The organism is Pseudomonas sp. AAC, from assembly GCF_000725445.1.
GTDB lineage: Bacteria > Pseudomonadota > Gammaproteobacteria > Pseudomonadales > Pseudomonadaceae > Pseudomonas > Pseudomonas citronellolis.
Map to the genome: position 1 here is coordinate 1 of NZ_KL647096.1, position 24,769 is coordinate 24,769.

Annotated in this window: 26 protein-coding genes, 1 tRNA gene and 1 rRNA gene; 9 read left to right on the top strand and 19 right to left on the bottom strand. The window is 66.2% G+C overall.

The annotated features are described in order from the left end of the window. Positions 1-89: 89 nt before the first annotated feature. The 3 genes from FG99_RS09835 to tyrS all read right to left on the bottom strand — a co-directional run bounded on the left by FG99_RS09835 (position 90) and on the right by tyrS (position 3,585). Positions 90-166: transfer RNA gene (locus FG99_RS09835), tRNA-Ile, on the bottom strand. A 148-nt stretch (positions 167-314) separates the two neighbouring features. Beyond that, positions 315-1,851: ribosomal RNA gene (locus tag FG99_RS09840) — 16S ribosomal RNA — on the bottom strand. Positions 1,852-2,385: 534 nt separating this feature from the next. Continuing rightward, positions 2,386-3,585, bottom strand: a complete 1,200-nt coding sequence (gene tyrS, locus FG99_RS09845) for a tyrosine--tRNA ligase (protein ID WP_043269213.1) — start codon at positions 3,583-3,585, stop codon at positions 2,386-2,388. A 185-nt stretch (positions 3,586-3,770) separates the two neighbouring features. On the opposite strand from tyrS, the gene FG99_RS09850 reads away from it, so the two are divergent. Both FG99_RS09850 and FG99_RS09855 read left to right on the top strand, forming a co-directional pair. Next, a complete protein-coding gene (locus FG99_RS09850; protein WP_043269215.1) occupies positions 3,771-5,225 on the top strand; it encodes a peptidoglycan DD-metalloendopeptidase family protein in 1,455 nt (484 codons plus the stop codon). 3 nt (positions 5,226-5,228) lie between these two features. Next, positions 5,229-6,320 carry an anhydro-N-acetylmuramic acid kinase gene (locus tag FG99_RS09855; protein ID WP_043269217.1) on the top strand — a complete coding sequence of 364 codons (1,092 nt, stop codon included), beginning with the start codon at positions 5,229-5,231 and terminating at the stop codon, positions 6,318-6,320. Positions 6,321-6,371: 51 nt separating this feature from the next. On the opposite strand, the gene erpA is transcribed toward FG99_RS09855, so the two are convergent. Both erpA and argC read right to left on the bottom strand, forming a co-directional pair. Continuing rightward, a complete protein-coding gene (erpA, locus tag FG99_RS09860; protein WP_009615673.1) occupies positions 6,372-6,722 on the bottom strand; it encodes an iron-sulfur cluster insertion protein ErpA in 351 nt (116 codons plus the stop codon). Between the two features lie 146 nt (positions 6,723-6,868). Next, complete coding sequence (gene argC, locus FG99_RS09865; protein WP_043269220.1) at positions 6,869-7,903, bottom strand: N-acetyl-gamma-glutamyl-phosphate reductase; 1,035 nt, start codon at positions 7,901-7,903, stop codon at positions 6,869-6,871. A 188-nt stretch (positions 7,904-8,091) separates the two neighbouring features. Between argC and hemJ the strand changes: the two genes are divergently transcribed. The 6 genes from hemJ (at position 8,092) to coq7 (ending at position 12,727) form a co-directional block, all read left to right on the top strand. After that, positions 8,092-8,514, top strand: a complete 423-nt coding sequence (hemJ, locus tag FG99_RS09870; RefSeq protein WP_173427880.1) for a protoporphyrinogen oxidase HemJ — start codon at positions 8,092-8,094, stop codon at positions 8,512-8,514. A gap of 19 nt (positions 8,515-8,533) precedes the next feature. After that, a complete protein-coding gene (locus tag FG99_RS09875) occupies positions 8,534-9,502 on the top strand; it encodes an NAD(P)H-dependent flavin oxidoreductase (RefSeq protein WP_043269222.1) in 969 nt (322 codons plus the stop codon). A 103-nt stretch (positions 9,503-9,605) separates the two neighbouring features. Further along, the gene (locus tag FG99_RS09880) at positions 9,606-10,724 is read left to right on the top strand and encodes a DUF805 domain-containing protein (protein ID WP_043269224.1); all 1,119 of its coding nucleotides are present in this window, start codon (positions 9,606-9,608) and stop codon (positions 10,722-10,724) included. Positions 10,725-10,776: 52 nt separating this feature from the next. Next, positions 10,777-11,568, top strand: coding sequence for an SDR family NAD(P)-dependent oxidoreductase (locus tag FG99_RS09885; protein ID WP_043269226.1), 792 nt, complete (start codon positions 10,777-10,779; stop codon positions 11,566-11,568). Between the two features lie 77 nt (positions 11,569-11,645). Continuing rightward, positions 11,646-11,984 (top strand): histidine triad nucleotide-binding protein, encoded by a 339-nt coding sequence (locus FG99_RS09890; RefSeq protein ID WP_009615667.1) that lies wholly within the window; start codon positions 11,646-11,648, stop codon positions 11,982-11,984. 95 nt (positions 11,985-12,079) lie between these two features. After that, complete coding sequence (coq7, locus tag FG99_RS09895) at positions 12,080-12,727, top strand: 2-polyprenyl-3-methyl-6-methoxy-1,4-benzoquinone monooxygenase (protein ID WP_043269228.1); 648 nt, start codon at positions 12,080-12,082, stop codon at positions 12,725-12,727. 140 nt (positions 12,728-12,867) lie between these two features. Here coq7 and speD read toward each other — a convergent pair whose 3' ends face one another. Further along, complete coding sequence (gene speD / locus FG99_RS09900; protein ID WP_009615665.1) at positions 12,868-13,662, bottom strand: adenosylmethionine decarboxylase; 795 nt, start codon at positions 13,660-13,662, stop codon at positions 12,868-12,870. 222 nt (positions 13,663-13,884) lie between these two features. Continuing rightward, positions 13,885-14,307 carry an OsmC family protein gene (locus FG99_RS09905; protein ID WP_009615662.1) on the bottom strand — a complete coding sequence of 141 codons (423 nt, stop codon included), beginning with the start codon at positions 14,305-14,307 and terminating at the stop codon, positions 13,885-13,887. Positions 14,308-14,665: 358 nt separating this feature from the next. Between FG99_RS09905 and crp the strand changes: the two genes are divergently transcribed. Beyond that, positions 14,666-15,313 carry a cAMP-activated global transcriptional regulator CRP gene (crp, locus tag FG99_RS09910; protein WP_043269230.1) on the top strand — a complete coding sequence of 216 codons (648 nt, stop codon included), beginning with the start codon at positions 14,666-14,668 and terminating at the stop codon, positions 15,311-15,313. A 392-nt stretch (positions 15,314-15,705) separates the two neighbouring features. On the opposite strand, the gene trpC is transcribed toward crp, so the two are convergent. The 12 genes from trpC to FG99_RS09970 form a co-directional block, all read right to left on the bottom strand. After that, positions 15,706-16,542: an indole-3-glycerol phosphate synthase TrpC gene (trpC, locus tag FG99_RS09915; protein ID WP_043269232.1), complete on the bottom strand. Its 837-nt coding sequence runs from the start codon at positions 16,540-16,542 to the stop codon at positions 15,706-15,708. Continuing rightward, a complete protein-coding gene (gene trpD / locus FG99_RS09920; protein ID WP_043269234.1) occupies positions 16,539-17,588 on the bottom strand; it encodes an anthranilate phosphoribosyltransferase in 1,050 nt (349 codons plus the stop codon). The genes trpC and trpD overlap by 4 nt, the downstream gene beginning before the upstream one ends. After that, complete coding sequence (locus FG99_RS09925) at positions 17,585-18,181, bottom strand: aminodeoxychorismate/anthranilate synthase component II (RefSeq protein ID WP_009615655.1); 597 nt, start codon at positions 18,179-18,181, stop codon at positions 17,585-17,587. Before FG99_RS09925 ends, trpD begins: the two co-directional genes overlap by 4 nt. 312 nt (positions 18,182-18,493) lie before the next feature. After that, on the bottom strand, positions 18,494-18,754 hold the full coding sequence (locus FG99_RS09930; RefSeq protein WP_043269236.1) for a hypothetical protein: 261 nt from the start codon (positions 18,752-18,754) through the stop codon (positions 18,494-18,496). After that, complete coding sequence (locus tag FG99_RS09935) at positions 18,751-19,110, bottom strand: hypothetical protein (RefSeq protein WP_009615650.1); 360 nt, start codon at positions 19,108-19,110, stop codon at positions 18,751-18,753. Before FG99_RS09935 ends, FG99_RS09930 begins: the two co-directional genes overlap by 4 nt. Then, positions 19,107-19,724, bottom strand: coding sequence for a glycoside hydrolase family 19 protein (locus FG99_RS09940; protein ID WP_043269238.1), 618 nt, complete (start codon positions 19,722-19,724; stop codon positions 19,107-19,109). The genes FG99_RS09935 and FG99_RS09940 overlap by 4 nt, the downstream gene beginning before the upstream one ends. A gap of 11 nt (positions 19,725-19,735) precedes the next feature. Next, a complete protein-coding gene (locus FG99_RS09945; protein ID WP_043269240.1) occupies positions 19,736-20,752 on the bottom strand; it encodes a phage late control D family protein in 1,017 nt (338 codons plus the stop codon). Positions 20,753-20,798: 46 nt separating this feature from the next. Further along, positions 20,799-21,005: a tail protein X gene (locus FG99_RS09950; protein WP_009615647.1), complete on the bottom strand. Its 207-nt coding sequence runs from the start codon at positions 21,003-21,005 to the stop codon at positions 20,799-20,801. Continuing rightward, on the bottom strand, positions 20,989-21,825 hold the full coding sequence (locus FG99_RS09955; RefSeq protein ID WP_043269242.1) for a phage tail protein: 837 nt from the start codon (positions 21,823-21,825) through the stop codon (positions 20,989-20,991). The genes FG99_RS09950 and FG99_RS09955 overlap by 17 nt, the downstream gene beginning before the upstream one ends. Positions 21,826-21,853: 28 nt before the next feature. Then, positions 21,854-23,776 (bottom strand): phage tail tape measure protein, encoded by a 1,923-nt coding sequence (locus FG99_RS09960; protein WP_043269244.1) that lies wholly within the window; start codon positions 23,774-23,776, stop codon positions 21,854-21,856. 158 nt (positions 23,777-23,934) lie between these two features. Then, complete coding sequence (locus tag FG99_RS09965; RefSeq protein WP_043269246.1) at positions 23,935-24,246, bottom strand: phage tail assembly protein; 312 nt, start codon at positions 24,244-24,246, stop codon at positions 23,935-23,937. A 10-nt stretch (positions 24,247-24,256) separates the two neighbouring features. Continuing rightward, a complete protein-coding gene (locus FG99_RS09970; RefSeq protein WP_043269248.1) occupies positions 24,257-24,760 on the bottom strand; it encodes a phage major tail tube protein in 504 nt (167 codons plus the stop codon). Positions 24,761-24,769 lie beyond the last annotated feature (9 nt).

The window sequence follows — 24,769 nt, forward strand, 5'->3', positions numbered from 1 at the left end:
AGGATCGAACTCCTGACCTCCTGCGTGCAAAGCAGGCGCTCTCCCAGCTGAGCTATGGCCCCATCGGATCAAGGCACCACCACAACAATTGGTGGGTCTGGGCAGATTCGAACTGCCGACCTCACCCTTATCAGGGGTGCGCTCTAACCAACTGAGCTACAGACCCAATCGTTTTGGCCCTGCAGGTCGACCTCACCCTGCTCTCTATCCAAGAGCCTAGGGTGCGCTCTAACCAACCGAGCAACAACCTAATCGTCTAACCAGTGAATCAAGCAATTCGTGTGGGAGCTTATGAGAAAGCCGGGATCTTCGATTAAGGAGGTGATCCAGCCGCAGGTTCCCCTACGGCTACCTTGTTACGACTTCACCCCAGTCATGAATCACTCCGTGGTAACCGTCCCCCTTGCGGTTAGACTAGCTACTTCTGGAGCAACCCACTCCCATGGTGTGACGGGCGGTGTGTACAAGGCCCGGGAACGTATTCACCGTGACATTCTGATTCACGATTACTAGCGATTCCGACTTCACGCAGTCGAGTTGCAGACTGCGATCCGGACTACGATCGGTTTTCTGGGATTAGCTCCACCTCGCGGCTTGGCAACCCTCTGTACCGACCATTGTAGCACGTGTGTAGCCCTGGCCGTAAGGGCCATGATGACTTGACGTCATCCCCACCTTCCTCCGGTTTGTCACCGGCAGTCTCCTTAGAGTGCCCACCTTAACGTGCTGGTAACTAAGGACAAGGGTTGCGCTCGTTACGGGACTTAACCCAACATCTCACGACACGAGCTGACGACAGCCATGCAGCACCTGTGTTCCGATTCCCGAAGGCACTCCCGCATCTCTGCAGGATTCCGGACATGTCAAGGCCAGGTAAGGTTCTTCGCGTTGCTTCGAATTAAACCACATGCTCCACCGCTTGTGCGGGCCCCCGTCAATTCATTTGAGTTTTAACCTTGCGGCCGTACTCCCCAGGCGGTCGACTTATCGCGTTAGCTGCGCCACTAAGATCTCAAGGATCCCAACGGCTAGTCGACATCGTTTACGGCGTGGACTACCAGGGTATCTAATCCTGTTTGCTCCCCACGCTTTCGCACCTCAGTGTCAGTATCAGTCCAGGTGGTCGCCTTCGCCACTGGTGTTCCTTCCTATATCTACGCATTTCACCGCTACACAGGAAATTCCACCACCCTCTACCGTACTCTAGTCAGGCAGTTATGGATGCAGTTCCCAGGTTGAGCCCGGGGATTTCACATCCATCTTACCAAACCACCTACGCGCGCTTTACGCCCAGTAATTCCGATTAACGCTTGCACCCTTCGTATTACCGCGGCTGCTGGCACGAAGTTAGCCGGTGCTTATTCTGTTGGTAACGTCAAAACAGCAAGGTATTAACTTACTGCCCTTCCTCCCAACTTAAAGTGCTTTACAATCCGAAGACCTTCTTCACACACGCGGCATGGCTGGATCAGGCTTTCGCCCATTGTCCAATATTCCCCACTGCTGCCTCCCGTAGGAGTCTGGACCGTGTCTCAGTTCCAGTGTGACTGATCATCCTCTCAGACCAGTTACGGATCGTCGCCTAGGTGAGCCATTACCCCACCTACTAGCTAATCCGACCTAGGCTCATCTGATAGCGTGAGGTCCGAAGATCCCCCACTTTCTCCCGTAGGACGTATGCGGTATTAGCGCTCCTTTCGGAACGTTGTCCCCCACTACCAGGCAGATTCCTAGGCATTACTCACCCGTCCGCCGCTGAATCCGGGAGCAAGCTCCCTTCATCCGCTCGACTTGCATGTGTTAGGCCTGCCGCCAGCGTTCAATCTGAGCCATGATCAAACTCTTCAGTTCAATACTGATCGGGTTTTGAGAAAACCCTAAACTTGGCTCAGCAATCGCAAAAAAACTCTCGAATTCACGAGTGTTACTTGTGATGCTGATAATCTTGCGATCACCAGTCTTAACTCACAAGCACCCACACGAATTGCTTGATTCAACTTGTTAAAGAGCAGTTGGCTGAGGCTTTCGTCTCAACCGAGGCCGCGCATTCTACGCCAACCTCTTATTTCGTCAAGCGTTATTTTCAGAATTTTTCGTTCCTACTCAACCGCTTGCGCTGCCGATCGGCCGGAGCTTCTCGTCAGCGGGAGGCGCATTCTACAGCGACCAGAATCACTGTCAAGCACCTCGGCGATCTTCCTTTTGGCTCGCTGCCGGAGCAGCCGTCGAACCCAAAGGCGGCGAGTGAACCACCCACCTGACCACCACTCTCAACTTCGAACCTGCTTAAGTGCTTGATTTTCAAGCTCTTTCAGCGCTTCGTCGCTGGGAGTGGTGCGCATTATAGGGAGTTAAAAACCCCCGTCAACACTTTTCTGAAAGTTTTCACTCGGCCAGCAAAGTGACCTTCGCGAACGCCTTCTTGCCGGCCTGCACTATATGAGTAGCACCGACCTTGAAGACGAAGCTGCGATCCACGGCATGACCGTCGACGCGCACGCCACCAGCACCCAGCAGGTCGCGAGCCACGGCGGAGTTCTTCACCAGGCCGGCGCGGTTCAGCACGGCGCCGATGGGCAGGTCCTCGGTGGCGGCCACTTCCACTTCCGGGATGTCTTCCGGCAGTTCGCCTTCCTTCAGGCGATTGCCTGCGGACTTGTGGGCATTGGCAGCGGCTTCTTCGCCATGGAAGCGGGCGACGATCTCTTCCGCCAGCTTGATCTTGACGTCGCGCGGGTTGGCACCGGCCTCGACATCCTTGCGCAGGGCATCGATCTCATCCATCGAGCGGAAGCTGAGCAGCTCGAAGTAACGCCACATCAAAGTGTCCGGAATGGAAACGAGCTTGCTGTACATGACGCCCGGCGCTTCCTGGATACCGATGTAGTTGCCCAGGGACTTGGACATCTTCTTCACGCCGTCCAGACCTTCCAGCAGCGGCATGGTCAGGATGCACTGCGGCTCCTGGTCGTAGGCGCGCTGCAGCTCGCGCCCCATGAGCAGGTTGAACTTCTGATCGGTACCGCCCAGTTCCACGTCGGCGCGCAGCGCCACCGAGTCGTAGCCCTGCACCAGCGGATAGAGGAACTCGTGGATGGCGATGGACTGGTTGCTGGCATAGCGTTTGCTGAAGTCATCGCGCTCGAGCATGCGGGCGACGGTGTACTGGGAGGCGAGACGAATGAAATCGGCCGGAGTCAGCTTGTCCATCCAGGTGGAGTTGAATGCCACCTCGGTCTTGGCCGGGTCGAGGATCTTGAAGACCTGGGACTTGTACGTCTCGGCGTTCTCCAGCACCTGCTCGCGGGTCAGCGGCGGACGGGTGGCGCTCTTGCCACTGGGGTCGCCGATCATCCCGGTGAAGTCTCCGATGAGGAAGATCACCTGATGGCCGAGGTCCTGGAACTGGCGCAGCTTATTAATGAGGACGGTATGCCCGAGGTGCAGGTCCGGCGCGGTCGGGTCGAAGCCCGCCTTGATCCGCAGTGGCTGGCCACGCTTGAGCTTTTCGACCAGCTCGGCTTCCACCAGGAGTTCATCCGCACCACGCTTGATCAGCGCCAGCTGCTCTTCGACCGACTTCATCACAGTTCCTGTTCCGTTTTTCCGGCAATCAAAAGGGAACCAACCATACAAGATCGGACACTAAAAACAAGTTTTGCCCGGCGTACGGGGAAATGGCGTCAAACCCTGGGCGATAGACTTGCTTCGAGGGGAATTTGGTTATATTTTAGGCAGTTATTTCACATTCCAAAAACACCACTCATGCCATGACGCAATCGAATCAGAAAGCGCCCTACTATCCGAAGAGCCATCTGCTGGCCGCAAGCGGTGTAGCAGCGCTCCTCAGCCTGGCTCTGCTGGTGTTCCCCTCGAGTGAAGTCGAGGCGAAGAAGACCACGCTCAATCTGGAGCTGGACGGCGGTTCCGACCGCATCATTCAGGAAAAGGACGACCTGCGAAGCCCGCAGGTCACCGAGAACAGCGATTCTCCCTTCGCACGGATCGAAGGGCAGAACGACGACAACCGCGCCGGAAAAGACGCGGAAGAAGAAAAGAAAGCACTCAAGGCCTCCAACGATACCCAGCCCGCCACTCCCGCCGAACCGGCCTGGAAGCGCGTGACCGTGGGCAAGGGCGACACCCTTTCCACCGTCTTCGCCAAGGCTGGCCTGCCGGCCGGCCTGGTGCACGACGTGCTGGCCAGCAGCAAGGACGCCAAGCAGTTCACCCGCCTGGACGTCGGCCACGAAGTCGAGTTCCTGATCAGCCCGCAAGGCGAGCTGCAGAGCCTGCGCATCAAGCAGAGCGACCTGGAGACCATCAGCCTGAACAAGTCCGCCAAGGGCTATGCGTTCAAGCGCGACCTGGTCAAGCCGGACGTGCACACCGCCTACGCCCATGGCCGCATCGACAGCTCGCTGTTCACCGCGGGCAAGGAAGCCGGCCTGTCCCATGACCTGATCATGGCCCTGGCGAACATCTTCGGCTACGACATCGACTTCGCCCTCGACCTGCGCGAAGGCGACCAGTTCGACGTGATCTACGAGAAGAAGGTGGTCGACGGCCGCCAGGTGGACACCGGCAACATCCTCGCCGCGCGCTTCATCAACCGCGGCAAGGAATACACCGCGGTGCGCTTCACCAACAAGGCCGGCAACACCAGCTACTACCGCGCCGACGGCACCAGCATGCGCAAGGCGTTCATCCGCACCCCGGTGGACTTCGCCCGCATCAGCTCGCGCTTCTCCATGGGCCGCCTGCACCCGATCCTGAACAAGATCCGCGCGCACAAGGGCGTCGACTACGCCGCGCCCATCGGCACGCCGATCAAGGCCACCGGCGACGGCAAGGTGATCGAGGCCGGGCGCAAGGGCGGCTACGGCAACGCGGTGGTCATCCAGCACGGCTCGACCTACCAGACCGTCTACGGCCACATGAGCCTTTTCGCCAAGGGCATCCGCAGCGGCGTCGCGGTCAAGCAGGGGCAGATCATCGGCTACGTCGGCATGACCGGCCTGGCCACCGGCCCGCACCTGCACTACGAGTTCCATATCAACGGCAAGTACGTCGACCCGCTGAGCGCCAAGCTGCCGATGGCCGACCCGCTGGCCGGCCCGGACCGCAAGCGCTTCCTGGCCCAGACCCAGCCGCTGATGGCGCGCATGGACCAGGAGAAGCCCACCTCCCTGGCCATGAACAAGCAGCAAGAGCAGCAGCGCTGAACCATGGCGCTCTACCTGGGGGTGATGTCCGGCACCAGCCTCGATGGCCTGGACATCGCCCTGGTCGAGCAGGGTGAAGACTCCACCACCCTGCTCGCCTCCCACTACCTGCCCATGCCCGCGGACCTGCGCGCCGAACTCCTGGCCCTGTGCGCCAGCGGCCCCGACGAGATCGCCCGCGGCGCCTGCGCCGAGAATGCCTGGGTGCGGCTCGCCGCCCAGGGCATCCTGGAACTGCTGCAGCGCCAGCAACTGCCGCCGCAAGCCATCCGTGCCATCGGCAGCCACGGCCAGACCGTGCGCCACGAGCCGCAGCGCGGCTTCACCGTGCAGATCGACAATCCCGCCCTGCTCGCCGAGCTGACCGGCATCGACGTGGTGGCCGACTTCCGCCGCCGCGACCTGGCTGCCGGCGGCCAGGGCGCGCCGCTGGTCCCGGCCTTCCACCAGGCGCTGTTCGGCAACAAAAAGCTGCGAGCCGTATTGAACGTCGGCGGCTTCAGCAACGTCTCGCTGCTCGCCCCGGGCGAGCCGGTACGCGGCTTTGACTGCGGACCGGGCAACGTGCTGCTGGACAGTTGGATCCACGACCAGCGCGGCGAATCCTATGACCGCGACGGCGCCTGGGCGGCCAGCGGCCGGGTGAATGACGAACTGCTGCAGCGCTTCCTCGCCGATGACTTCTTCGCCACCCGCGGGCCGAAGAGCACCGGGCGCGAGCGTTTCAACCTGCCCTGGCTGAAGGCGCAGTTGGCCGAAGGCCCCGCCCTGCCCGCCGAGGATGTGCAGGCCACCCTGCTGGAGCTCAGCGCCCGCAGCATCGCCGAATCCCTGCTGCATGCGCAGCCGGGTTGCGAAGAGGTGCTGGTATGTGGCGGCGGCGCCTTCAATGGCGCATTCATGGCGCGCCTGGCGGCGCACCTGCCCAGGGCAAAGGTGACCAGTACCGCGGAATACGGCGTGGCGCCGGAATGGATGGAGGCCATGGCCTTCGCCTGGCTGGCGCACCGCTTCCTCCAGCGCCTGCCCGGCAACCGCCCGGAAGTCACAGGCGCGGCCGGGCCACGGATACTCGGCGCCCTCTACCCCGCCTGATACAAACGAAAACGCCGCGCAGATGCGCGGCGTTTCGTCATTGCGGCCGACTCAGATCGAGAACGACTGTCCGCACCCGCAGGTGGTGGCGGCGTTCGGGTTCTTGATCACGAAGCGCGAACCTTCCAGGCCTTCCTGGTAGTCCACCTCGGCGCCGGCGAGGTACTGGAAGCTCATCGGGTCGACCACCAGGCTGACGCCATCGCGTTCAACCACGGTGTCGTCGTCCGCGGTGTCCTCGTCGAAGGTGAAGCCGTACTGGAAGCCCGAGCAGCCGCCGCCGGTGACGAAGACGCGCAGTTTCAGACGCGGATTGCCTTCTTCGTCGATCAGCGTCTTCACCTTGTGCGCGGCCCCGTTGGAGAAGATCAGCGGGGTGGGGGTGAAGGTCTCGATGGTCATGTCAGATGTCTCCCGGCCGAAGCCGTACGTTACAACATTGCGGGCTATTATCCGCTTACCCGAGAAAAATGGTCAACTAAGCCAGGTCAATCCTTCGTCGAACATCCTTCGGGACGGGCTCCCGCAGCGGGAGCCCGGGGCCAGCCTCAGGGCAGCAGGGCCACGTTGGACAGGCCGAGGCGCTCGTCCAGGCCGAAGAGGATGTTCATGTTCTGGATCGCCTGGCCGGACGCGCCCTTGACCAGGTTGTCGATCACCGACAGCACCACCACCAGGTCGCCGCCCTGCGGACGGTGCACGGCGATACGGCAGACGTTGGCGCCGCGCACGCTGCGGGTTTCCGGGTGGCTGCCGGCCGGCATCACGTCGACGAAGGGCTCGTTGGCGTAGCGCTCCTCGAACAGCTTCTGCAGGTCCACGCCGCGGTCGGCCACCTGGGCGTAGAGGGTGGCGTGGATGCCGCGGATCATCGGCGTCAGGTGCGGGACGAAGGTCAGGCCGACATCGCCCTTGGCGGCGCGGCGCAGGCCCTGGCTGATTTCCGGCAGGTGGCGGTGGCCCTTGACCGAGTAGGCCATCATGCTCTCGCCGGCCTCGCAGAACAGCGAACCGACCTTGGCGCCGCGACCGGCGCCGCTGACGCCGGACTTGCAGTCGGCGATCAGCCGCGAGGTGTCGGCCAGGCCGGCTTCCAGCAGCGGGATGAAGCCCAGCTGGGTGGCGGTCGGGTAGCAGCCGGGCACGGCGATCAGGCGCGCCGACTTGATGGCCTCACGGTTCACTTCCGGCAGGCCGTAGACCGCCTCGGGCAGCAGCTGCGGCGCGCCGTGGGGCTGGCCGTACCACTTGGCCCATTCCTCGGCATCCTGCAGGCGGAAGTCGGCGGACAGGTCGATGACGCGGGTGCCGGTGGCCAGCAGTTCGCCGGCCAGGGCATGGGCCACGCCGTGCGGGGTGGCGAAGAACACCACGTCGCAGGCGCCCAGGCGCTGCACGTCCGGCACGCTGAAGGACAGGTAATCGTAGTGGCCTCGCAGGTTCGGGTACATGTCGGCGACCTTCACGCCCTCCTCGGAGCGCGAGGTGATCACCTCGACGCGCGCCTCCGGATGCTGGGCCAGCAGGCGCAGCAACTCCACACCCGTGTAACCCGTACCACCTACGATACCGACCTTGATCATCTGTCCGTCACTCCGCCAATAAGGGGCTCACTCAGAACCGCCAATGATAAGAGCGCGGGCCTCGCATGAACAGGCCGAAGCGCCGCGGGCGACGAGTCGCCGGCAGGGGCGTGCGGCTTCGCGGGGATGACGCTGGCACGGGGCTGCCACTACTATCAGCCCAACCGTGACCCGAGGAGCTATCGATGCTGTATCTGTGGATAAAGGCCCTGCACATAGTCGCAGTGGTCTGCTGGTTCGCCGGCCTGTTCTACCTGCCGCGCCTGTTCGTCTACCACGCCATGAGCGAGGACGCCGCCAGCCGCGAGCGCTTCCAGGTGATGGAGCGCAAGCTCTACCGCGGCATCATGGGCCCGTCGATGATCCTCACCATCCTGCTCGGCGCCTGGATGCTCTACCTGACCCCGGGCTGGCTGAGCCAGGGCTGGCTGCACGCCAAGCTGACCCTGGTGGTCCTGCTGATCGGCTACCACCACGCCTGCGGCGCCATGCTCAAGCGCTTCGCCCGTGGCGAGAACCGCCGCAGCCACGTGTTCTTCCGCTGGTTCAACGAAGTCCCTGTGCTTTTCCTGCTGGCCATCGTCATTCTGGTCGTGGTCAAACCTTTCTGAATCCTGCCCGGAGCCTCCCATGTCCCTGCCCGCCCTGCTCGACCGCCGTCTGCGCCTGCCCCTGGTGGCGGCGCCCATGTTCCTGGTGTCCAACCCGCAACTGGTGCTGGCCTGCTGCCACAGCGGCATCGTCGGCAGCTTCCCGGCGCTGAACCAGCGCGAGAGCAGCGGCTTCAAGGCCTGGCTGGAAGAGATCGAGGCCGGCCTGGCCAACGCCCCGCAAGCGGCGCCCTATGCGGTGAACCTCATCGTCCACCACAGCAACCCGCGCCTGCAGGCTGACCTTGCGCTGTGCGTGGAGCACCGCGTGCCCATCGTCATCACCAGCCTGGGGGCGGTGCGCGAAGTGGTCGATGCGGTGCACAGCTATGGCGGCCTGGTGTTCCACGATGTGACCACCCGCCGCCATGCGGAGAAGGCCGCCGAAGCCGGGGTCGACGGGCTCATCGCGGTGGCCGCAGGCGCCGGCGGCCATGCCGGCACCTGGAGCCCCTTCGCGCTGGTCGCGGAGATCCGCCAGTTCTTCGACAAGACGCTGCTGCTGGCGGGCTGCATCAACCGCGGGCACGAGATCCTGGCGGCGCAGATCCTCGGCGCCGACCTCGCCTACCTCGGCACGCGCTTCATCGCCACCCGCGAGAGCAACGCTTCCACCGCCTACAAGAAGATGCTGCTGGAGGCCCGCGCCGCCGACATCATCCACACCCCCGCGGTCTCCGGCGTGCCGGCCAGCTTCATGCGCCAGAGCCTGGAGGCCGCCGGCTTCGACATGGCGCGCCTGAACGAGAAGGGCGAGCTGAACTACGGCGAGAAACTCAAGCCGGTCAACGACGAGGCCAAGGCCTGGAAGACCGTCTGGTCCGCCGGCCAGGGCGTGGGCAACATCAGCGACCTGCCGTCGGTGGACGAGCTGGTGGCGCGCCTGGACCAGGAGTACCGCGACGCCCTCCAGCGCGGCGGCGCCCTGCCCGGCCTGCTGCGTCCCTGAACGGGGCTCGCAAATCCGCGCATGCTGGCTTGTTGCCCTCCGGGCCTGCGATTAGGCTGTAGCCAGAAGCTACAGCCCAATCAACCGACAAGGATGCCCCTCGATGGATGAACCACGCTACAAGATCGTGTTCGACGGCACATTGATGCCGCAAACGCCGCTGGAAACCGCCAAGGAGAACCTCGCCCGCCTGTTCAAGAGCGACCTGGCGCGCATCGAGGCACTGTTCAGCGGGCAACTGGTCGTGCTCAAGCGCGACCTTTCCGAGGGCGAGGCCGACAAGTACCTGCAGGCCCTGCACAACGCCGGCGCCCAGGCGCGCAAGGAGTCCGACCTGGTATCCAGCCTGTCGCTGGTGGAGACCGAGGATCACCCCGGCGCCGAGACCCAAGCCGCGGAACAGGCGGCCAGCGCCGAGCGGATGACCTGCCCGAAGTGCGGGCACGAGCAGGCCAAGGCCAGCGAGTGCAGCGCCTGCGGCATCATCATCGACAAGTACCTGGCGCGCCAGGCCGAGCTGTCCGCGAGCCAGCCCATCGCCGCGGCGCCGGCCGCCACTGCCAGCTCCAGTTCCAGTTCCAGTTCCAGTCCCAGCAATGCTGTCCAATCGCCCTACGCTACCCCGCAGGCACCGGTCGGCGAGGCGCTGCCGGAATACGGCGAGCTGCAGTACTTCACCGTCCAGGGCCGCATCGGCCGCGTCCGCTACCTGGGCTGGAGCATGGGCATGATCCTCGCCATGATCCCGCTGTTCATCCTCTTCGCTGCCCTCACTGCAGCCTCCCAGACGCTGGGCGCCCTGGTGCTGATCGCCGCCTGCGTCGGCATGGTCGTGGTCAGCATCTTCTTCGGCGTCCAGCGCCTGCACGACATCGGCTGGTCCGGCTGGCTGTGGCTGCTCAATTTCGTGCCCGTGGTGGGCAGCGTCATGGCCCTGCTGATGCTGCTGGTGCCGGGCAGCGTCGGCGCCAACCGCTACGGCCCGCCGCCGCCGCCGAACAGCCGCGGCGTGACAGGCCTGGCCTGGGCGTCGATCCTGGTGCCCGTCGTCGGCATCCTCGCCGCGATCGCCATCCCGGCCTACCAGGGATACCTCACCCGTGCCCAGGAGGCGGCCTACAGCCAGGACCAGAGCTACGACCCGGCCGCGACCGCCGAGCCCCAGGCCTACGACGACGAGGACGCGGCCGCCGTCGAAACCGACGAGCCCTCGGAGCAATAGCCCACGGCAATGGGGCGCGCTAGAATCCGCGCCCCATTCCGGAGACCCATCGATGCCTCGCTATGCCCTGATCACCGGCGCCTCCAGCGGTATCGGCCTCGCCCTGGCCGAGGCCCTGGCGCGCCGCGGCCAGGCCCTGATCCTGGTGGCGCGCCAGCGCGATGCCCTGGAAAGCATCGCCTATGAGCTGGCCCAGCGTTTCGGCGTGGATGTGCTGTTCCGTATCTGCGACCTGTCCGAGCCGCTGCAGCTCTCCGGACTACTGCATGAGCTGGAGCAGTCCGGCCGGCAGATCGAGCTGCTGGTGAACAACGCCGGCTTCGGCAGCGGCGGCGCCTTCGTCGAGCAGGACTGGTCCCGCGAGCAGGAGATGATCGAGCTCAACGTCCTCGCCCTGGCCCGCCTGTGCCACGCCATCGGCGGGCAGATGGCGCGCAGCGGCGGCGGGCATATCCTCAACGTGGCATCGGTGGTCGGCTTCATGCCCGGCCCCTGGATGAGCAACTACTACGCCAGCAAGGCCTACGTCCTGCACCTGTCCGAGGCCCTGCGCAGCGAGCTCAAGCGCCATGGCGTGAAGGTCTCGGTGCTGTGCCCGGGGCCGACGCGCACGGCCTTCTTCCGCAATGCCAGCGTGGAGGCCGCCCGCCTGGACGGCAGCAAGCTGATGATGAGCCCCGAGGAAGTGGCGCTGATCACGGTAAAGGCCCTGCGGCGCAACAAGGCCATCATCATCCCCGGCTGGCGCAACCGCCTGATGGCCTGGAGCCCGCGCCTGGCGCCGCGCTGGCTGGTGCGCTGGATCGCCGGGCGGGCCAATCGCTCGGTGCTGCCCAACCCATAGCCTCGGCGCGCCAGGCTGTGTTCCCCGGCCGCGGCCGGCTAAACTGCGGTCCATCGCCCCCTACCGGAGGACATCCCATGGACTGCCTGTTCTGCAAGATCGCCGCGGGGGAAATCCCGGCGCGCAAGCTCTACGAAGACGACCAGGTCATCGCCTTCCACGATATCGGCCCGCAGGCGCCGGTGCATTTCCTGGTGGTGCCGAAGCGCCACATCGCCACCCTCAACGACCTGGAGGAAGCCGACAAGCCGCTGGCCGGGCACATCCTCCTCACCGCCCAGCGCCTGGCCGCCGAGCAGGGCTGCGCGGAAGGCTTCCGCGTGGTGATGAACTGCAACGACCTGGGCGGCCAGACCGTGCACCACATCCACATGCACGTCCTCGGCCAGCGCCAGATGCACTGGCCGCCGGGCTGAGCCGCCAAGCGCAGGGCGGCCACGCAGCCGCCCCGCAAGACCTGTCATCGGCAATCCGTTAAACTGGCCGCTGTTTTCCCTTTCGGAGGTGCGCCATGTCCGCCGACCGTCACTATTCCCCCGCCGACCGTTTCCTGCTGCAGGCCGATGCCGCGCTGCGCACCCTGCTGCCCTTCAGCGGTCACCCGGCACGTCCGTCGCCGGCCATCGTGCAGCCCGACGCCGAGCTCGACGAGGCCGACAGCCGCCACATCGCCGGGCTGATGCGCATCAACCACACCGGCGAGGTCTGCGCCCAGGCGCTGTACCAGGGCCAGGCACTGACGGCCAAGCTGCCGCAGGTGCGCAAGGCCATGGAAGAAGCCGCTGACGAGGAGGTCGACCACCTGGCCTGGTGCGAACAGCGCATCCGCGAACTGGGCAGCCGCCCGAGCCTGCTCAACCCGCTGTTCTATGGCCTGTCCTTCGGCGTCGGCGCGGCGGCGGGGCTGATCAGCGACCGCATGAGCCTGGGCTTCGTCGCGGCCACCGAGGACCAGGTGTGCAAGCACCTCGACGAACACCTGGAACAACTGCCGGCCGAAGACCAGAAGAGCCGCGCCATCCTCGAACAGATGCGCATCGACGAGGAACAACACGCCAGCAACGCCATCGAGGCCGGCGGCCTGCGCTTCCCGGCGCCGGTCAAGTTCGGCATGACGCTGCTGTCCAGGGTGATGACCAAGACCACCTACCGCATCTAGGCTTCAGGCTTCAGGCTTCAGGCTTCAGGCTTCAGGCTTCAGGCTTCAGGCTTCAGGCTTCAGGCTTCAGGCTTCAGGCTAACAGCATGACGCGCTCTTCGCTCTTGCCTACAGCCTACCGCCTAAAACCTGCAGCCATCTCAGTGCGGCATGTTGCGACCGTAGAAGATCTCCAGCATCTCGTGGCGGACGCGCTCTTCCACCTGCTTGCGCTGCTCCGGCGAGAGGTTGCTCGTGGCGTCGCCGAACAGGTAGTTGTCCAGGTCGAACTGCTTGAGCAGCATCTTGGTGTGGAACAGGTTCTCCTGGTACACGTTCACGTCGGTCATCTGGTAGGCCTCGTACGTGTCGTCGGAGAGGTAGTTCTGGATCGAGTTGATCTCGTGGTCGATGAAGTGCTTCTTGCCCTCCACGTCGCGGGTGAAGCCGCGCACGCGGTAGTCCACGGTGACGATGTCCGAGTCGAACTGGTGGATCAGGTAGTTGAGCGCCTTCAGCGGCGAGATCACCCCGCAGGTGGAAACGTCGATGTCCACCCGGAAGGTCGCGATGCCTTCCACCGGATGGATCTCCGGGTAGGTGTGCACGGTGATATGGCTCTTGTCCAGGTGCGCCAGGATGGTTTCCGGTAGCGGCCCGGGGGATTCCTCGATCTGGCTGTCGGTCGGGGTGACCGGCTGCTCGGAGATCAGGATGGTAACGCTGGCGCCTTGGGGGTCGTAGTCCTGACGGGCGATGTTCAGGATATTGGCGCCGATGATGTCGACAACATCGGTGAGGATCTGCGTCAGGCGCTCGGCATCGTACTCTTCGTCGATGTACTGCACGTACGCCTGCTGGTCTTCCGGCGTCTCGGCGTAGCAGATGTCATAGATGTTGAAGCTCAAGGTCTTCGTCAGGTTGTTGAACCCGTGGAGCTTGAGTTTGCTTTTCACCGTGGGGGAACTCTCTTCAATGCGGCTCTGCCGCGTGGTTGAGCATGCCCGTCAGATGCTTACGGCGCACCTGCGTAGGACGGTTTACACCTCTTCGCGTTGGCGATTGTGGTTGCTTGGTTTGGGGCCTGGCCCCGAAAAAAGGTGGCGCATTATGCAGAGGTCGGGCGACCTCTGCCAGCCTTTACGCCACCGCCATGACGATCCCGTGACGGGTGGATGTCAGCCGAGCTCGACGATCTCGTAGTCGTGGGTGATCTCCACGCCCGCGCGGCCGAGCATGATCGAGGCCGAGCAGTACTTCTCCGCCGACAGCTCGACGGCGCGCTTGACCTGGGCTTCCTTCAGGCCACGGCCCTTGACCACGAAGTGCACGTGGATCCTGGTGAACACCTTCGGGTCCTCGCCGGCGCGATCGGCCTCGAGGAAGGCCTCGCAGCTCTCCACCGGCTGGCGGCCCTTCTTCAGGATGCTGACCACGTCGAAGTTGGTGCAGCCGCCCAGGCCGAGCAGCAGCATCTCCATCGGGCGCACGCCCAGGTTGCGGCCACCGGCATCGGGCGGACCGTCCATCACCACCACATGACCGCTGCCGGATTCACCGAGGAACATGGCCTCGCCGGCCCACTGGATTCTCGCTTTCATGCACAGGCTTCCGCCGGAAAAAAGGGGGCGACAGCTTATCACAAGGCCTGGAATGCCCGGCGATGTTGACCAGGTCTCAATTCGAGCCCTGACACCTTAACGTTCTATTATGCTGGCGTCATTTTACTGGCACACTCACGAGGTTAAATTGACAGCCCGACCAGCTTTTGATTGTCGGCGCCAGAACGTCTGTTTAAGCTCTTGCCATCAAAAAAGACCGCCAGCCATCGAGCTGCGGCACCGATGCTCGGGGGAGAGCGTCGTAACGTCACGGTAAGCCAGCCAGGGACGACACATAACAACTCGACAAAAGCGCCTGTCGTGCACAGGGCCATTCTTATAATTTCGGGACTCGGGCATGGTAGCTATTACCCTTACACCCAAACACAAAAACCTCGACAAGTTGCTCGCACACTGTCACCGCCGCCGCTACACCCCAAAGAGCACCATCATCTACGCCGGGGATCGTTGCGAAAGCCTGTTCTTCATCATCAAGGGCTCGGTCACCGTCCTGATCGAGGACGACGATGGCCGGGAAATGATCATCGGCTACCTCAACAGCGGTGATTTCTTCGGCGAGATGGGGCTGTTCGAGAAGGACGGCAGCGCCGCCCAGGAACGCAGCGCCTGGGTTCGCGCCAAGGGTGAATGCGAGGTCGCCGAGATCAGCTACACCAAGTTCCGCGAACTCTGCCTGCAGGATCCGGAGATCCTCCTCACCCTCGGCAGCCAGATGGCCGAGCGCCTGCGCAAGACCACGCGCAAGGTCGGCGACCTGGCCTTCCTCGACGTCACCGGACGCGTCGCCCGCACCCTGCTGGACCTGTGCCAGCAGCCGGACGCCATGACCCACCCCGACGGCATGCAGATCAAGATCACCCGCCAGGAAATCGGCCGTATCGTCGGCTGCTCCCGGGAAATGGTCGGCCGCGTGCTGAAGAGCCTGGAGGAGCAGGGTCTGGTGCACGTGAAGGGCAAGACCATGGTGGTGTTCGGCACCCGCTGAACTTCGGCAGCAAGAGCGCCGCTTGCCTCCATGGGGGAACGGCGTTCTTCCAGCTGTTTCCGTGGTGCGGGCGCAGAACGTAGGGAGGCTCGGGCGTAGGAGCAACTGTCTGCGCCGAGGCGTTTTTCGTAGGATGGGTTGAGCTTGCGAACCCCATGCGGTTGCGCTGATGGGTATCGCTTCGCTCAACACCATCCTACGAAAAGCCATGCGCGCTCATGCGGTAGGAGCGGACTTTGTCCGCGATTGGACTCCTCGGCCACGCCGGACGGAACGCCCCCTCTCCCGTCAGGACGGGGCGCACATGGAGAGGGATCGGAGGCAAAGGCCGAACACCTTTGCTGACCCCTCTACAACAATGCCAGCCTTCCTGATTGCGCCTCCCTACAAACTCAATCCGGATCGGCACCCAGCACAGCACTACGGCGCTCGGGGAAGAACAGCCGCTTGAGCTCGACACCCGGATCATCGGCACGCATGAACGCCTCGCCGACCAGGAACGCATACACCTCGTTGACCTCCATCAGCTCGATGTCGGCACGGTTGAGGATGCCGCTCTCGGTCACCACCAGGCGATCGCGCGGAATCTCCGGCAGCAGGTCGAGGGTGGTGTCCAGGCTCACCTCGAAGGTGTGCAGGTTGCGGTTGTTGATGCCGATCAGCGGGGTGTCCAGGGTCTTCAGCGCACGCTCCAGCTCATCGCCGTCGTGCACCTCGACCAGTACGTCGAGCTTCTGTTCCTTGGCCACCGCGGCCAGTTCGGCCATGCGCGCGTCGTCCAGCGCGGAGACGATCAGCAGGATGCAGTCGGCGCCGATGGCGCGGGCCTCGACCACCTGGTAGGGGTCGATCATGAAATCCTTGCGGATCACCGGCAGCGCGCAGGCGGCGCGGGCTTCCTGCAGGTAGGCGTCGCTGCCCATGAAGTAGTCGATGTCGGTCAGCACCGAGAGGCAGGTAGCCCCGCCTTCCTGGTAGCTGCGGGCGATGTCCGCGGGCGAGAAGTTCTCGCGCAGGATGCCCTTGCTCGGCGAGGCCTTCTTCACCTCGGCGATCACCGCCGGCTGCTTGCGCTGGGCCTGCGCCAGCAGCGCCGCGGCGAAGCCGCGCGGCGCGTCGGCGGCGCGGGCGCGCTGCTCCAGCTCGGCGAAGGAGACGTGCGCGCGGCGCTCGGCGACTTCCTCGGCCTTGCGGGCCAGAATCTTCTGCAGAACCGTGGGCACAGTCACTGTGCATTCTCCTCTCGGTAAACGGCGGTAAAGGCGGCCAGTTCGTCCATTTTTTCCCGGGCCAGGCCGGTGTGCAGGGCATCGTGGGCCAGGTGCATGCCCTCGTGCAGCGTGCTGGCGAGGTCGGCGGCGTAGAGCGCGGCGCCGGCGTTGAGCACGATCAGCTCGGCGGCCTTCTGCCCGGCCTCGGTCCTGCGCCGGCCGAGGGCGTCGCGGATCAGCTCCAGGGACTGCTGCGGGCTGTCGACGGTGAGGCCGATCAGCGTCTGGCTGCGGATGCCGAAGTCTTCCGGCTTCACTTCGTACTCGCGCACCTCGCCGTCCTTGAGTTCGGCGACGTGGGTGGCGGCGGCCAGGCTGAACTCGTCCAGGCCATCGCGCGAATGCACCACCAGCACGTGCTCGCTGCCCAGGCGCTTGAGCACCTCGGCCAGCGGCCGGCACAGCGCCTGGTTGAACACGCCGACCACCTGGTGGCGGACGCCCGCCGGGTTGGTCAGCGGGCCGAGCATGTTGAACAGGGTGCGCAGGCCCAGCTCACGCCGCGGGCCCGCGGCGTAGCGCATGGCCTTGTGGTGGACCTGGGCGAACATGAAACCCACGCCGACGCTCTCGATGCAGCGGGCCACCTGCTCGGACTTCAGGTCCAGGTAGATGCCGGCGGCTTCCAGCAGGTCGGCGCTGCCGCTCTTGCCGGACACGGCGCGGTTGCCGTGCTTGGCCACCTTGCCCCCGGCGGCGGCGACCACGAAGGCCGAGGCCGAGGACACGTTGAAGATGTTGGCGCCGTCGCCGCCGGTGCCGACCACGTCGACCACGCGGTCCAGGCTCTGCAGCTTCACGCCGTCGGCCAGCTCGCGCATCACCGAGACCGCGCCGACGATCTCGTCGATGGTCTCGCTCTTCATGCGCATGCCCATGAGGAAGGCGCCGATCTGCGCGTCGGTGCACTGGCCGGTCATGATCTCGCGCATGACCGCCTGCATTTCCTCGGTGGAAAGGTCGAGCTGGTTGACCACGCGGTCGAGGGCTTCCCTGATGTTCATGCGCGCACCCCGCCCTGCTGCTTGAGGAAGTTGGCCAGCATCTCGTGGCCCTGCTCGGAAAGTATGGACTCGGGGTGGAACTGCACACCCTCGACGTTCAGCGTCTTGTGGCGCAGGCCCATGATCTCGTCCACGGAGCCATCGTCATGGGCGGTCCAGGCGGTGATCTCCAGGCACTCGGGCAGGGTTTCGCGCTTGACCACCAGGGAGTGGTAGCGCGTCTGCGTCAACGGGTTGTTCAGGCCGGCGAACACGCCCTGGTCGGTGTGGAACACCGGGCTGGTCTTGCCGTGCATGACCTGGCGCGCGCGCACCACGTCGCCGCCGAAGGCCTGGCCGATGGACTGGTGCCCCAGGCACACGCCCAGCAGCGGCAGCTTGCCGGAGAAACGCCGGATCACCTCCAGCGACACACCCGCCTCGTTGGGGGTGCAGGGCCCGGGGGAGAGCACGATGCGCTCGGGGTTCAGCGCGGCGATCTCGTCGACGCTCAGCTCGTCGTTGCGAATGACGTGGATGTCGGCCTTCAACTCGGCGAAGTACTGCACCAGGTTGTAGGTGAAGGAGTCGTAGTTATCGATCATCAGCAGCATGTCTGCTCGGACCTCAATGATTGCACTGCTTTCGGTTCGCGTCGCCGGCGCACCCGGGGCGGCCTGGGCAGGACCTGGCCATTATGCCAGCGGATGGGGGGACGAACGCGGGGAAGGGACCGGCGCGAGGGCCGGGAAAGAAGGAATCAGGCGCGCCAGCGCCAGCGGGCGAATGCCTTGAGGAGGGAGATGAGGATGCTGTTGCGGTGAATCACGGTAGCGATCTCGCCAGATGATTGCCGAACAGTAGCCGATGGCCGCCCGGCAACGCAAGCCGCACGGGCCCGCGCGGCGCCGGGAGCCGGCGGGCGGCTAGCGGCAGGCTTCCAGCGCGGCGCGCAGGCGGGCCTCGTAGCCCAGGTGCTGCTGGCGCTCGGCGAGCAGTGCGCGGACCTTGGTCTGCAGCGAGTCGGAAGGATGCAGGAGGGAAGTGGCGAACACCGGCATTGGGACGGCCGGCGCCCGGCAGGGAATGGCGACCGGCACCCGCACTTCGAGCGCGGCCGGTTGGGTGGGCGCCGCTGCGGTGCAGGCAGCGAGCAGCGGCAGGCCCACGAGGAGAAGAACTTTCATGGCGCCAGCTCCTGGTCGATGAGCTGGCGCGCAGCGGCGCAGTCCTCGCCGTCGCTGTGCCCCGCCAGCAGGCGCTGGGCGGCCGCCTCGTGGGCATCCGCCTGCACCTGGGCCGCCCGCAGCGCCTGGGCGGCGTCGATCTCGCGCTTCCGCGCGGCGAGCGCCAGTTCATCCAGGCGGCGGTTCTGCTCGGTCAATTGGGCGTGCAACGTGCTGCGGCCCTGGGCACAGAGCGCGCTCTCGACGCGGGCGGCGTCCAGTTGCGGACGCAGGTGCCGGGCCGCGAGCCAGGCGCCCACGGCAACGCCGAGGCCGATCAGGAGCAGGACGACGGCGAGCTTCCGGTACAGGCTCATCCCAGCACCTCCTGTGCCCGTCGCCACAGTTTCTGGCGCTCGGCCAGACCATTGAGGCCGCCGTTGATGCGCCGGGTGATGTCCTCGAAGCGCCCGGCGTCGGCCAGTTCGTTCAGGCCCGCGTCCGCCCACCACCAGGCCGCCGATTCGCAGGCCCAGTGCGGTTCGGCGAGCGTTTCCGGCTGGGCCTCGAAGGCCTGGCCGAGCGCCATGCCGACGCGCCGATAGTTGGCCCGGCCGGTGATCTGCAGCAGGCCACGGCCGCGGTAGCGCCAGCCATCGCCGGAGGCCTCGTCGCCATTGCCGTTGCGCCCGGCGTAGGCGCAGTTGGCGATGGCCTGGGGCTGGTAGGCCAGTCGGCAAGCCAGCGCGGTGGGCTTGCCGGTGGCGTTGCGGAAGCGCCGCGGCCAGGTGTCCGCCAGGCCCTGGGCGCTGTAGGCGAGGTTTTCCACCAGGCGCGTCAGCCCGGCGCTCTCGTGGCCGACCTGGGCGAGGAAAGCGGCGGCGCGCGGCGCTCGGTCAACCCCGTGGGCACGCATCGCCGGCGCCAGCCAGGGCAGGACCTGGCCGGCCCGGGGAAACAGCTGCAGCAGTTGTTGGTCGGTGATCTCCATGCTGCCCTCCTTCAGCTGCGCCCCTTGCCACCCGCGGCATCGGCCTTGCCCTGGGCGCCACCGTTGCAGGTGATGGTGGTGCTCCAGCCGCTGGCATCCAGGCGCTGTTCCACCGAGTCGGTGAGGAACTCGCCGTCCAGGCCGTCCTTGAAGCCGCTCAGCCGCACGCTGCGCTCGGCGAACAGGTCGCTGCGCCCGGGCATCTGCAGGCGCACGAAGGCGCTGCCGCGGTTGAAGTCGGCCAGCCGCGCCCTGGCCGCCTGCTCGGCGGCGCCGCGGTCCGGGTAGGGATGGCGGTCGACGAACTCGGCGCTGACGCCCTCCGGCGCCTTCGGGTTTTCCAGCGCCACCTGGCGCATGGCGCCGCTGGCCGGGTCCTGGTAGCAGGTCTTCACCCGACGGTAGACGGTACGGTCGTCGAGGCGCAGGTCGAAGGAGCCGACATCGCCCGGCATCAGCTCCAGCGGCGCGATGGCGCGCCCGGAGGCGCTTTCCCCGGCCTGGCGCGGCAGCACCAGCAACAGGCCGTCGGCCAGCTTGGCGGTGCAGTCGTGCTGGCGGGCCAGGCGGGTGATGAAATTGAAGTCCGATTCGTTCAACTGCTCCGCGCGGGCGACGTTCACCTGCACCGGGCAGCGCGCGCTCCAGTGGTTGCGCGCGGCCAGGTCGAAGACGATCCGCGCCAGGCTGGCGTTCTCCCAGGCGGCGCAGCGGGTGCTCTTGCCCTCGCCGTGCATGTCGCCGGCGCGGCCGCTCAGGGTCAGCCGGCGGGGCGGCCCGTCGAAGCGGAGCGCATCCACCCGATAGCGGCCCATGGGCGCCAGTTCCTCCCCGGCGTAGCCGAGGAACAGGTCCAGCCAGGCGCCGCGCGCGGGCAAGGCAATGGCGCCGTCGCGGTCGTCGAGGACCAGCTCGAAGGTGTCGGACTCCAGGCCCGGCTTGTCGGTCAGGACCAGGCTGAGCAGGCGGTCGCTGAGCAGGTGGGTGATGTCGCTGCCGTTGGCGAGCAGACGGAAGGTCGGGCGCACTTCGGGCCTCCGGAAATGAAAGACCCCGCCGGAGCGGGGTCGGGGGTCAGTCCCACAGGCGTACCCGGGGATCGCTGGGGGGCGGCAGCTCGGGCAGGCGGATCAGCAGCCCGGCGCGCAGCGGCTGGGGCTCGTCGGCCAGCCCGGGGTTGGCTTCGAGGACGGCTTCCACGCTGCCCAGCAGGTGCCCGTAGTGGTACTGGCAGAGGCTGTCCAGGCAGTCGCCGTCCGCCGTTCTACAGATCGTCGCCATAGCGGGTGAACTCCAGGGTGAAGGCCTGGCTGCGCGGCACGCCGTCGCTCAGCAGGCTGGATTGGTTCTCGCCGATGCGGGTGATGCACCAGTTGCCCAGCAGCTGGCCGGACCAGCTGCTCAGGCTCAGCGGCTCGCGGCGCGCGGCGATGTCGCGCAGCTTCTGCAACTGGCCGACGCCGGCCCCCAGCTGGGTGGCGATGGTGCCGCTGAGGCTCAGCGTCTCCGCGCCCTGCCCCGGCGACTGCAGGGCCGGGCGCCGGTCCAGGCGCGCCTGGGGCACCCAGCTGTACTGGGTGTCGCGCACCAGCTTGTCGAAGGCCGCGGTGGACAGGTTGAAGTAGAAAGGCGTGGCGTTCGGCGCCAGCGGCCGCATCACCAGCAGGTGGGGCTGCGGCTTGACCGCTTCCGCCGCCGGCGTGGTCAGCGGCGCCAGCAGCTCGCTGGGGATGATGTTGGCCAGCTTCGGGCTGATCGCCCCGGCGATGCGGTTGATCGCCTGACCGGCCCGCGCCGCCTGCCGGCCCAGCGCGTCCAGGCGCTCGTCCACCCGCTGCACGGCGCGCTCGGCCTTCGAATAGACGGCCACCACCTTGTCCAGCCGCGCATTGGCCTGGTCGATGCCGCGCATCACGCGCTGCAGTTGCGCCGACACGCCGGGCGGCAGGCCCAGCAGTTTCTCCAGCTGGCCGCTGGCGTCCTGCAGCTCGCCGATGGCCTGGTCCAGTGGATCGACCGTGCCCTTCAGCTCGCGGCGGCCGGCCTCTATGGCCTGGCCGATGGACCGCAGGCCGGCCTGTAGTTGCTCCATGTAAGCCATGCTGGCTCCTCATTCGTCAGGTCGCCGTTCAGAGCCTCGGCAGGTCGAACAGGCTGTCGTTGCGCTGGCGGCTGTTGAATTCGTCGAGCAGCCGGCGCAGTTGCGGCAGCAGCTGTTCGGCCAGCAGGCGCGGCTCGAACAGACCGCCGCCGACGTTCAGGGTGATCTGCGGGGAGAAGTGCCAGTTCTGCACCGGCGGTATCGCTGGCGCGGCGGGAGGCAGCTTCGCTTCGGGCGCACTGGCGGCCTCGGCCTTCGCCGCTGCACTCTCCTTGCCCAACCAGGCACCGAGCCTGCCGCCGCCCCAGCCACCGAGCTTCTCGCCCAGCAGGCCGCCGAGCGCACCGCCGATGGCCGTGCCCACCACCGGGACTATCGAGCCCACGGCAGCACCCAGCGCGGTTCCCACCAGGGCGCCGGCGGCACCGCCATAGCCTTCGCCCTTCTGCTGGACAGAGCCGTCGCTGGCGTAGGTATCCACTGCACCCAGCACGGCCAGCCCGGCACTCAGCGGTACGGCACCGCGCAGCAGCAGGCGACCGCCGCGGGCCAGTTGCGCGCCGCCCTTGCCGGCCGCGTCGAGCACGGCGGGCACTCCACTCACTGTGTTGCCTGTGCGCAACGCAATCTCCGGCAGCTTCCCGGCTCTCGCGCCGAGCAGGCCGCCCCGCGCCAGGTTCACGGCGCCGCGCCCCGCATCGAACAGCGCCCGGCCACCCTTGTAGGCACCGAACAGCCCCACCGCCGAGGCCACCACGCCGGGGTTCTCGTTGACCAGTTGCGTCGCGCGGCGGAAACCCTCGGAGCCCACCTCCAGCGCAGGGTCCACATAGGGCACGAGCGCATCGCCGACGGCTCCCAACAGCGTCTCGCCGGATGCCCGCGCCGCACCGATGCGGGCCGAGGTCGTGTCATTGCGCTGGAGAAGAAGGCTGTCGACCACTCCGCTGGCCTTCAGGGCCTGCGCTTGCAGGCGCCGCAACTCCTCCCCGCCGCCCGTGGCCGGCAGCAGGCCCTTGAGCCCTTTGCCCACCCTTTCGGCTGCCTCTTCGGGCGAACCGCTCTTGCGCATCTGCAGTTCCAGCATGGCCCCCAGGCGGACGACGGCCTCGCTGCCCTGTCCCTTTCGCGGGCGCGCCCTGGACAACAGTTCCGGCAGATGGCGCGCCAGGTCCGCCGTCTCGAACTCGCCCTGCTGGCCGAGGAAGGCCAGGGAGTCCAGCGTCTTCGCCAGCTCGGCGGGAGTATCGAGCCCGGCCTTCACCTGCAGGCTGCGCAGCAGCGCCGCGGTGTCGGCGAGCCCGGCGCCCTGGCTGCGGGCGAATTTCGCCGCCAACGGCAGGAGCGCCTGGGCATCCTGCTGCCGCATGCCGCTGTCCATCAGCGCAGCGAGCAGGCTCGCGCTGTCGTCCCGGCTCATCCCGCTGCCTTGCGCGCTTTCCTGCACCCGTTGCGACAGTTGCCGTTCCTGCGCGGTGCCGGCGATACCGCCACGGATCGCCAGGGCGCGGATGCGTTCCTGGTAATCCGCGGCGATACCGATGGGCACGCCCATGGCGCTGCCGAACCTGCCCAGCTCGCCGAAGCGGCGGCCGGCGCTCTCCAACTGCTCCCAGCCCCGGGCCCTGAGTTCGCTGCCACGCACGCTGCGGCCCAGGCGCTCATACAGCTTCGACAGGTTGCCCACCTCCAGGCCGTGCCGCTTGAGCAGCGCCAGGTTGCCTTCCAGTGCCCGCAGGGTCGTGCCCGCCTGGGCGTCGCCGACGCGCTGCAGGCGCAGGTATTCCGCCTGCAGGTCGCGGGTTTCACCGACCAGGCCCTGGAGGTCGAAGGCACGCTCGCTGCCGCGCCGGAGCGCTTCCACACGCGCCTTGGCGTCCGCCACGACCGCCCCGAAACTGGCGTCGAGCACTCCGCCGAGCACGATGCTGATCTTCTGTTTTTCGCTCATCGCTCATTCCATCCATCAAAGGCGGGAGCGGCGCATGCACGCCGCTCCCGCGCCCTCAGGCAGCGTCCTCGCCCAGCCACCAGAGCAGTTCGCCCTGGCTCATACCGTCGAGGTCGGCGGCGCCGAAGCCCAGTTCGCGGGCCAGGCGCCGCGCCAGCTCACGCATCCGCGCCGGACTCGTCGCCGTCTTCGCGCACCAGGCGAAAGTAGGCGTTCTGCAGCCGCTGGTAGTCGCTGAGCTTGAGCCCCTCCAGGTCCTGGGCGCTGACCTGGGCGAGGGAGGCGAACAGTTGCAGCTCGCGCTCCTCCGCATCGCCGCCGACGCGGGTGGCCAGGCGGATGTCGCGCACCGTAGGGGCGCGCAGGGTCAGGCTGTCGACGCTGACGCCGTTGCATTGCGCCGGGCGCGACAGGCGCACGGTGGCGGCGTCGGCGCCCAGGCTGAGCCAGGCCGGTTGTGCTTGGGTCATGGCGCGCACCTCACAGGCCGAGGTGGCCGCGCAGGGCGGCCAGCTGGTCGACGCCGTTGACGCGGCGCACCGAGTTCAGCGGGTCGATCTCGAAGACCTCGCGGCCGTCGACCTCCAGCTTGTAGTAGCTGACCACCACGTTGAACTTGAACTCGGCCAGCTCGCCGACCTTCCAGTCGCCCGGGTCGACTTCCTGGAGCATGCCGCGCAGGGTCGCGATCACCGGTACGGCGTCGCCCTTCTGGCCCTTGAAGGAGCCGCGGAACACGCCGTTGAAGCCGCTCTGGTCGGCCAGGCCGAAGAAGTTCAGCGCCTCGCGCCGGGCACCGTTGGTGGAGAACTTCGCCTCCATCTTCTCCAGGCCCATGTCCAGGGCGATGGGCGCGTCCATGCCGCCGGCCTGGTAGTCCTGGGTCTTGATGCTCAGCTTGGGCAGGGTCAGCGACGGCACGTCACCGGCGAAGCTGACGCCGTCGACGAACAGGTTGGTGTTGCTCAGGGTTTGCGGAATCATGGGTGTTGC

Excerpts from the sequence above, each read along its gene's own strand:
- tyrS (WP_043269213.1), bottom strand. The coding sequence starts at position 3,585 with ATGAAGTCGGTCGAAGAGCAGCTGGCGCTGATCAAGCGTGGTGCGGAT.
- FG99_RS09850 (WP_043269215.1), top strand. The coding sequence starts at position 3,771 with ATGACGCAATCGAATCAGAAAGCGCCCTACTATCCGAAGAGCCATCTG.
- FG99_RS09855 (WP_043269217.1), top strand. The coding sequence starts at position 5,229 with ATGGCGCTCTACCTGGGGGTGATGTCCGGCACCAGCCTCGATGGCCTG.
- erpA (WP_009615673.1), bottom strand. The coding sequence starts at position 6,722 with ATGACCATCGAGACCTTCACCCCCACCCCGCTGATCTTCTCCAACGGG.
- argC (WP_043269220.1), bottom strand. The coding sequence starts at position 7,903 with ATGATCAAGGTCGGTATCGTAGGTGGTACGGGTTACACGGGTGTGGAG.
- FG99_RS09875 (WP_043269222.1), top strand. The coding sequence starts at position 8,534 with ATGTCCCTGCCCGCCCTGCTCGACCGCCGTCTGCGCCTGCCCCTGGTG.
- FG99_RS09880 (WP_043269224.1), top strand. The coding sequence starts at position 9,606 with ATGGATGAACCACGCTACAAGATCGTGTTCGACGGCACATTGATGCCG.
- FG99_RS09885 (WP_043269226.1), top strand. The coding sequence starts at position 10,777 with ATGCCTCGCTATGCCCTGATCACCGGCGCCTCCAGCGGTATCGGCCTC.
- FG99_RS09890 (WP_009615667.1), top strand. The coding sequence starts at position 11,646 with ATGGACTGCCTGTTCTGCAAGATCGCCGCGGGGGAAATCCCGGCGCGC.
- coq7 (WP_043269228.1), top strand. The coding sequence starts at position 12,080 with ATGTCCGCCGACCGTCACTATTCCCCCGCCGACCGTTTCCTGCTGCAG.
- FG99_RS09905 (WP_009615662.1), bottom strand. The coding sequence starts at position 14,307 with ATGAAAGCGAGAATCCAGTGGGCCGGCGAGGCCATGTTCCTCGGTGAA.
- crp (WP_043269230.1), top strand. The coding sequence starts at position 14,666 with ATGGTAGCTATTACCCTTACACCCAAACACAAAAACCTCGACAAGTTG.
- trpD (WP_043269234.1), bottom strand. The coding sequence starts at position 17,588 with ATGAACATCAGGGAAGCCCTCGACCGCGTGGTCAACCAGCTCGACCTT.
- FG99_RS09925 (WP_009615655.1), bottom strand. The coding sequence starts at position 18,181 with ATGCTGCTGATGATCGATAACTACGACTCCTTCACCTACAACCTGGTG.
- FG99_RS09930 (WP_043269236.1), bottom strand. The coding sequence starts at position 18,754 with ATGAAAGTTCTTCTCCTCGTGGGCCTGCCGCTGCTCGCTGCCTGCACC.
- FG99_RS09935 (WP_009615650.1), bottom strand. The coding sequence starts at position 19,110 with ATGAGCCTGTACCGGAAGCTCGCCGTCGTCCTGCTCCTGATCGGCCTC.
- FG99_RS09940 (WP_043269238.1), bottom strand. The coding sequence starts at position 19,724 with ATGGAGATCACCGACCAACAACTGCTGCAGCTGTTTCCCCGGGCCGGC.
- FG99_RS09950 (WP_009615647.1), bottom strand. The coding sequence starts at position 21,005 with ATGGCGACGATCTGTAGAACGGCGGACGGCGACTGCCTGGACAGCCTC.
- FG99_RS09955 (WP_043269242.1), bottom strand. The coding sequence starts at position 21,825 with ATGGCTTACATGGAGCAACTACAGGCCGGCCTGCGGTCCATCGGCCAG.
- FG99_RS09960 (WP_043269244.1), bottom strand. The coding sequence starts at position 23,776 with ATGAGCGAAAAACAGAAGATCAGCATCGTGCTCGGCGGAGTGCTCGAC.
- FG99_RS09965 (WP_043269246.1), bottom strand. The coding sequence starts at position 24,246 with ATGACCCAAGCACAACCGGCCTGGCTCAGCCTGGGCGCCGACGCCGCC.
- FG99_RS09970 (WP_043269248.1), bottom strand. The coding sequence starts at position 24,760 with ATGATTCCGCAAACCCTGAGCAACACCAACCTGTTCGTCGACGGCGTC.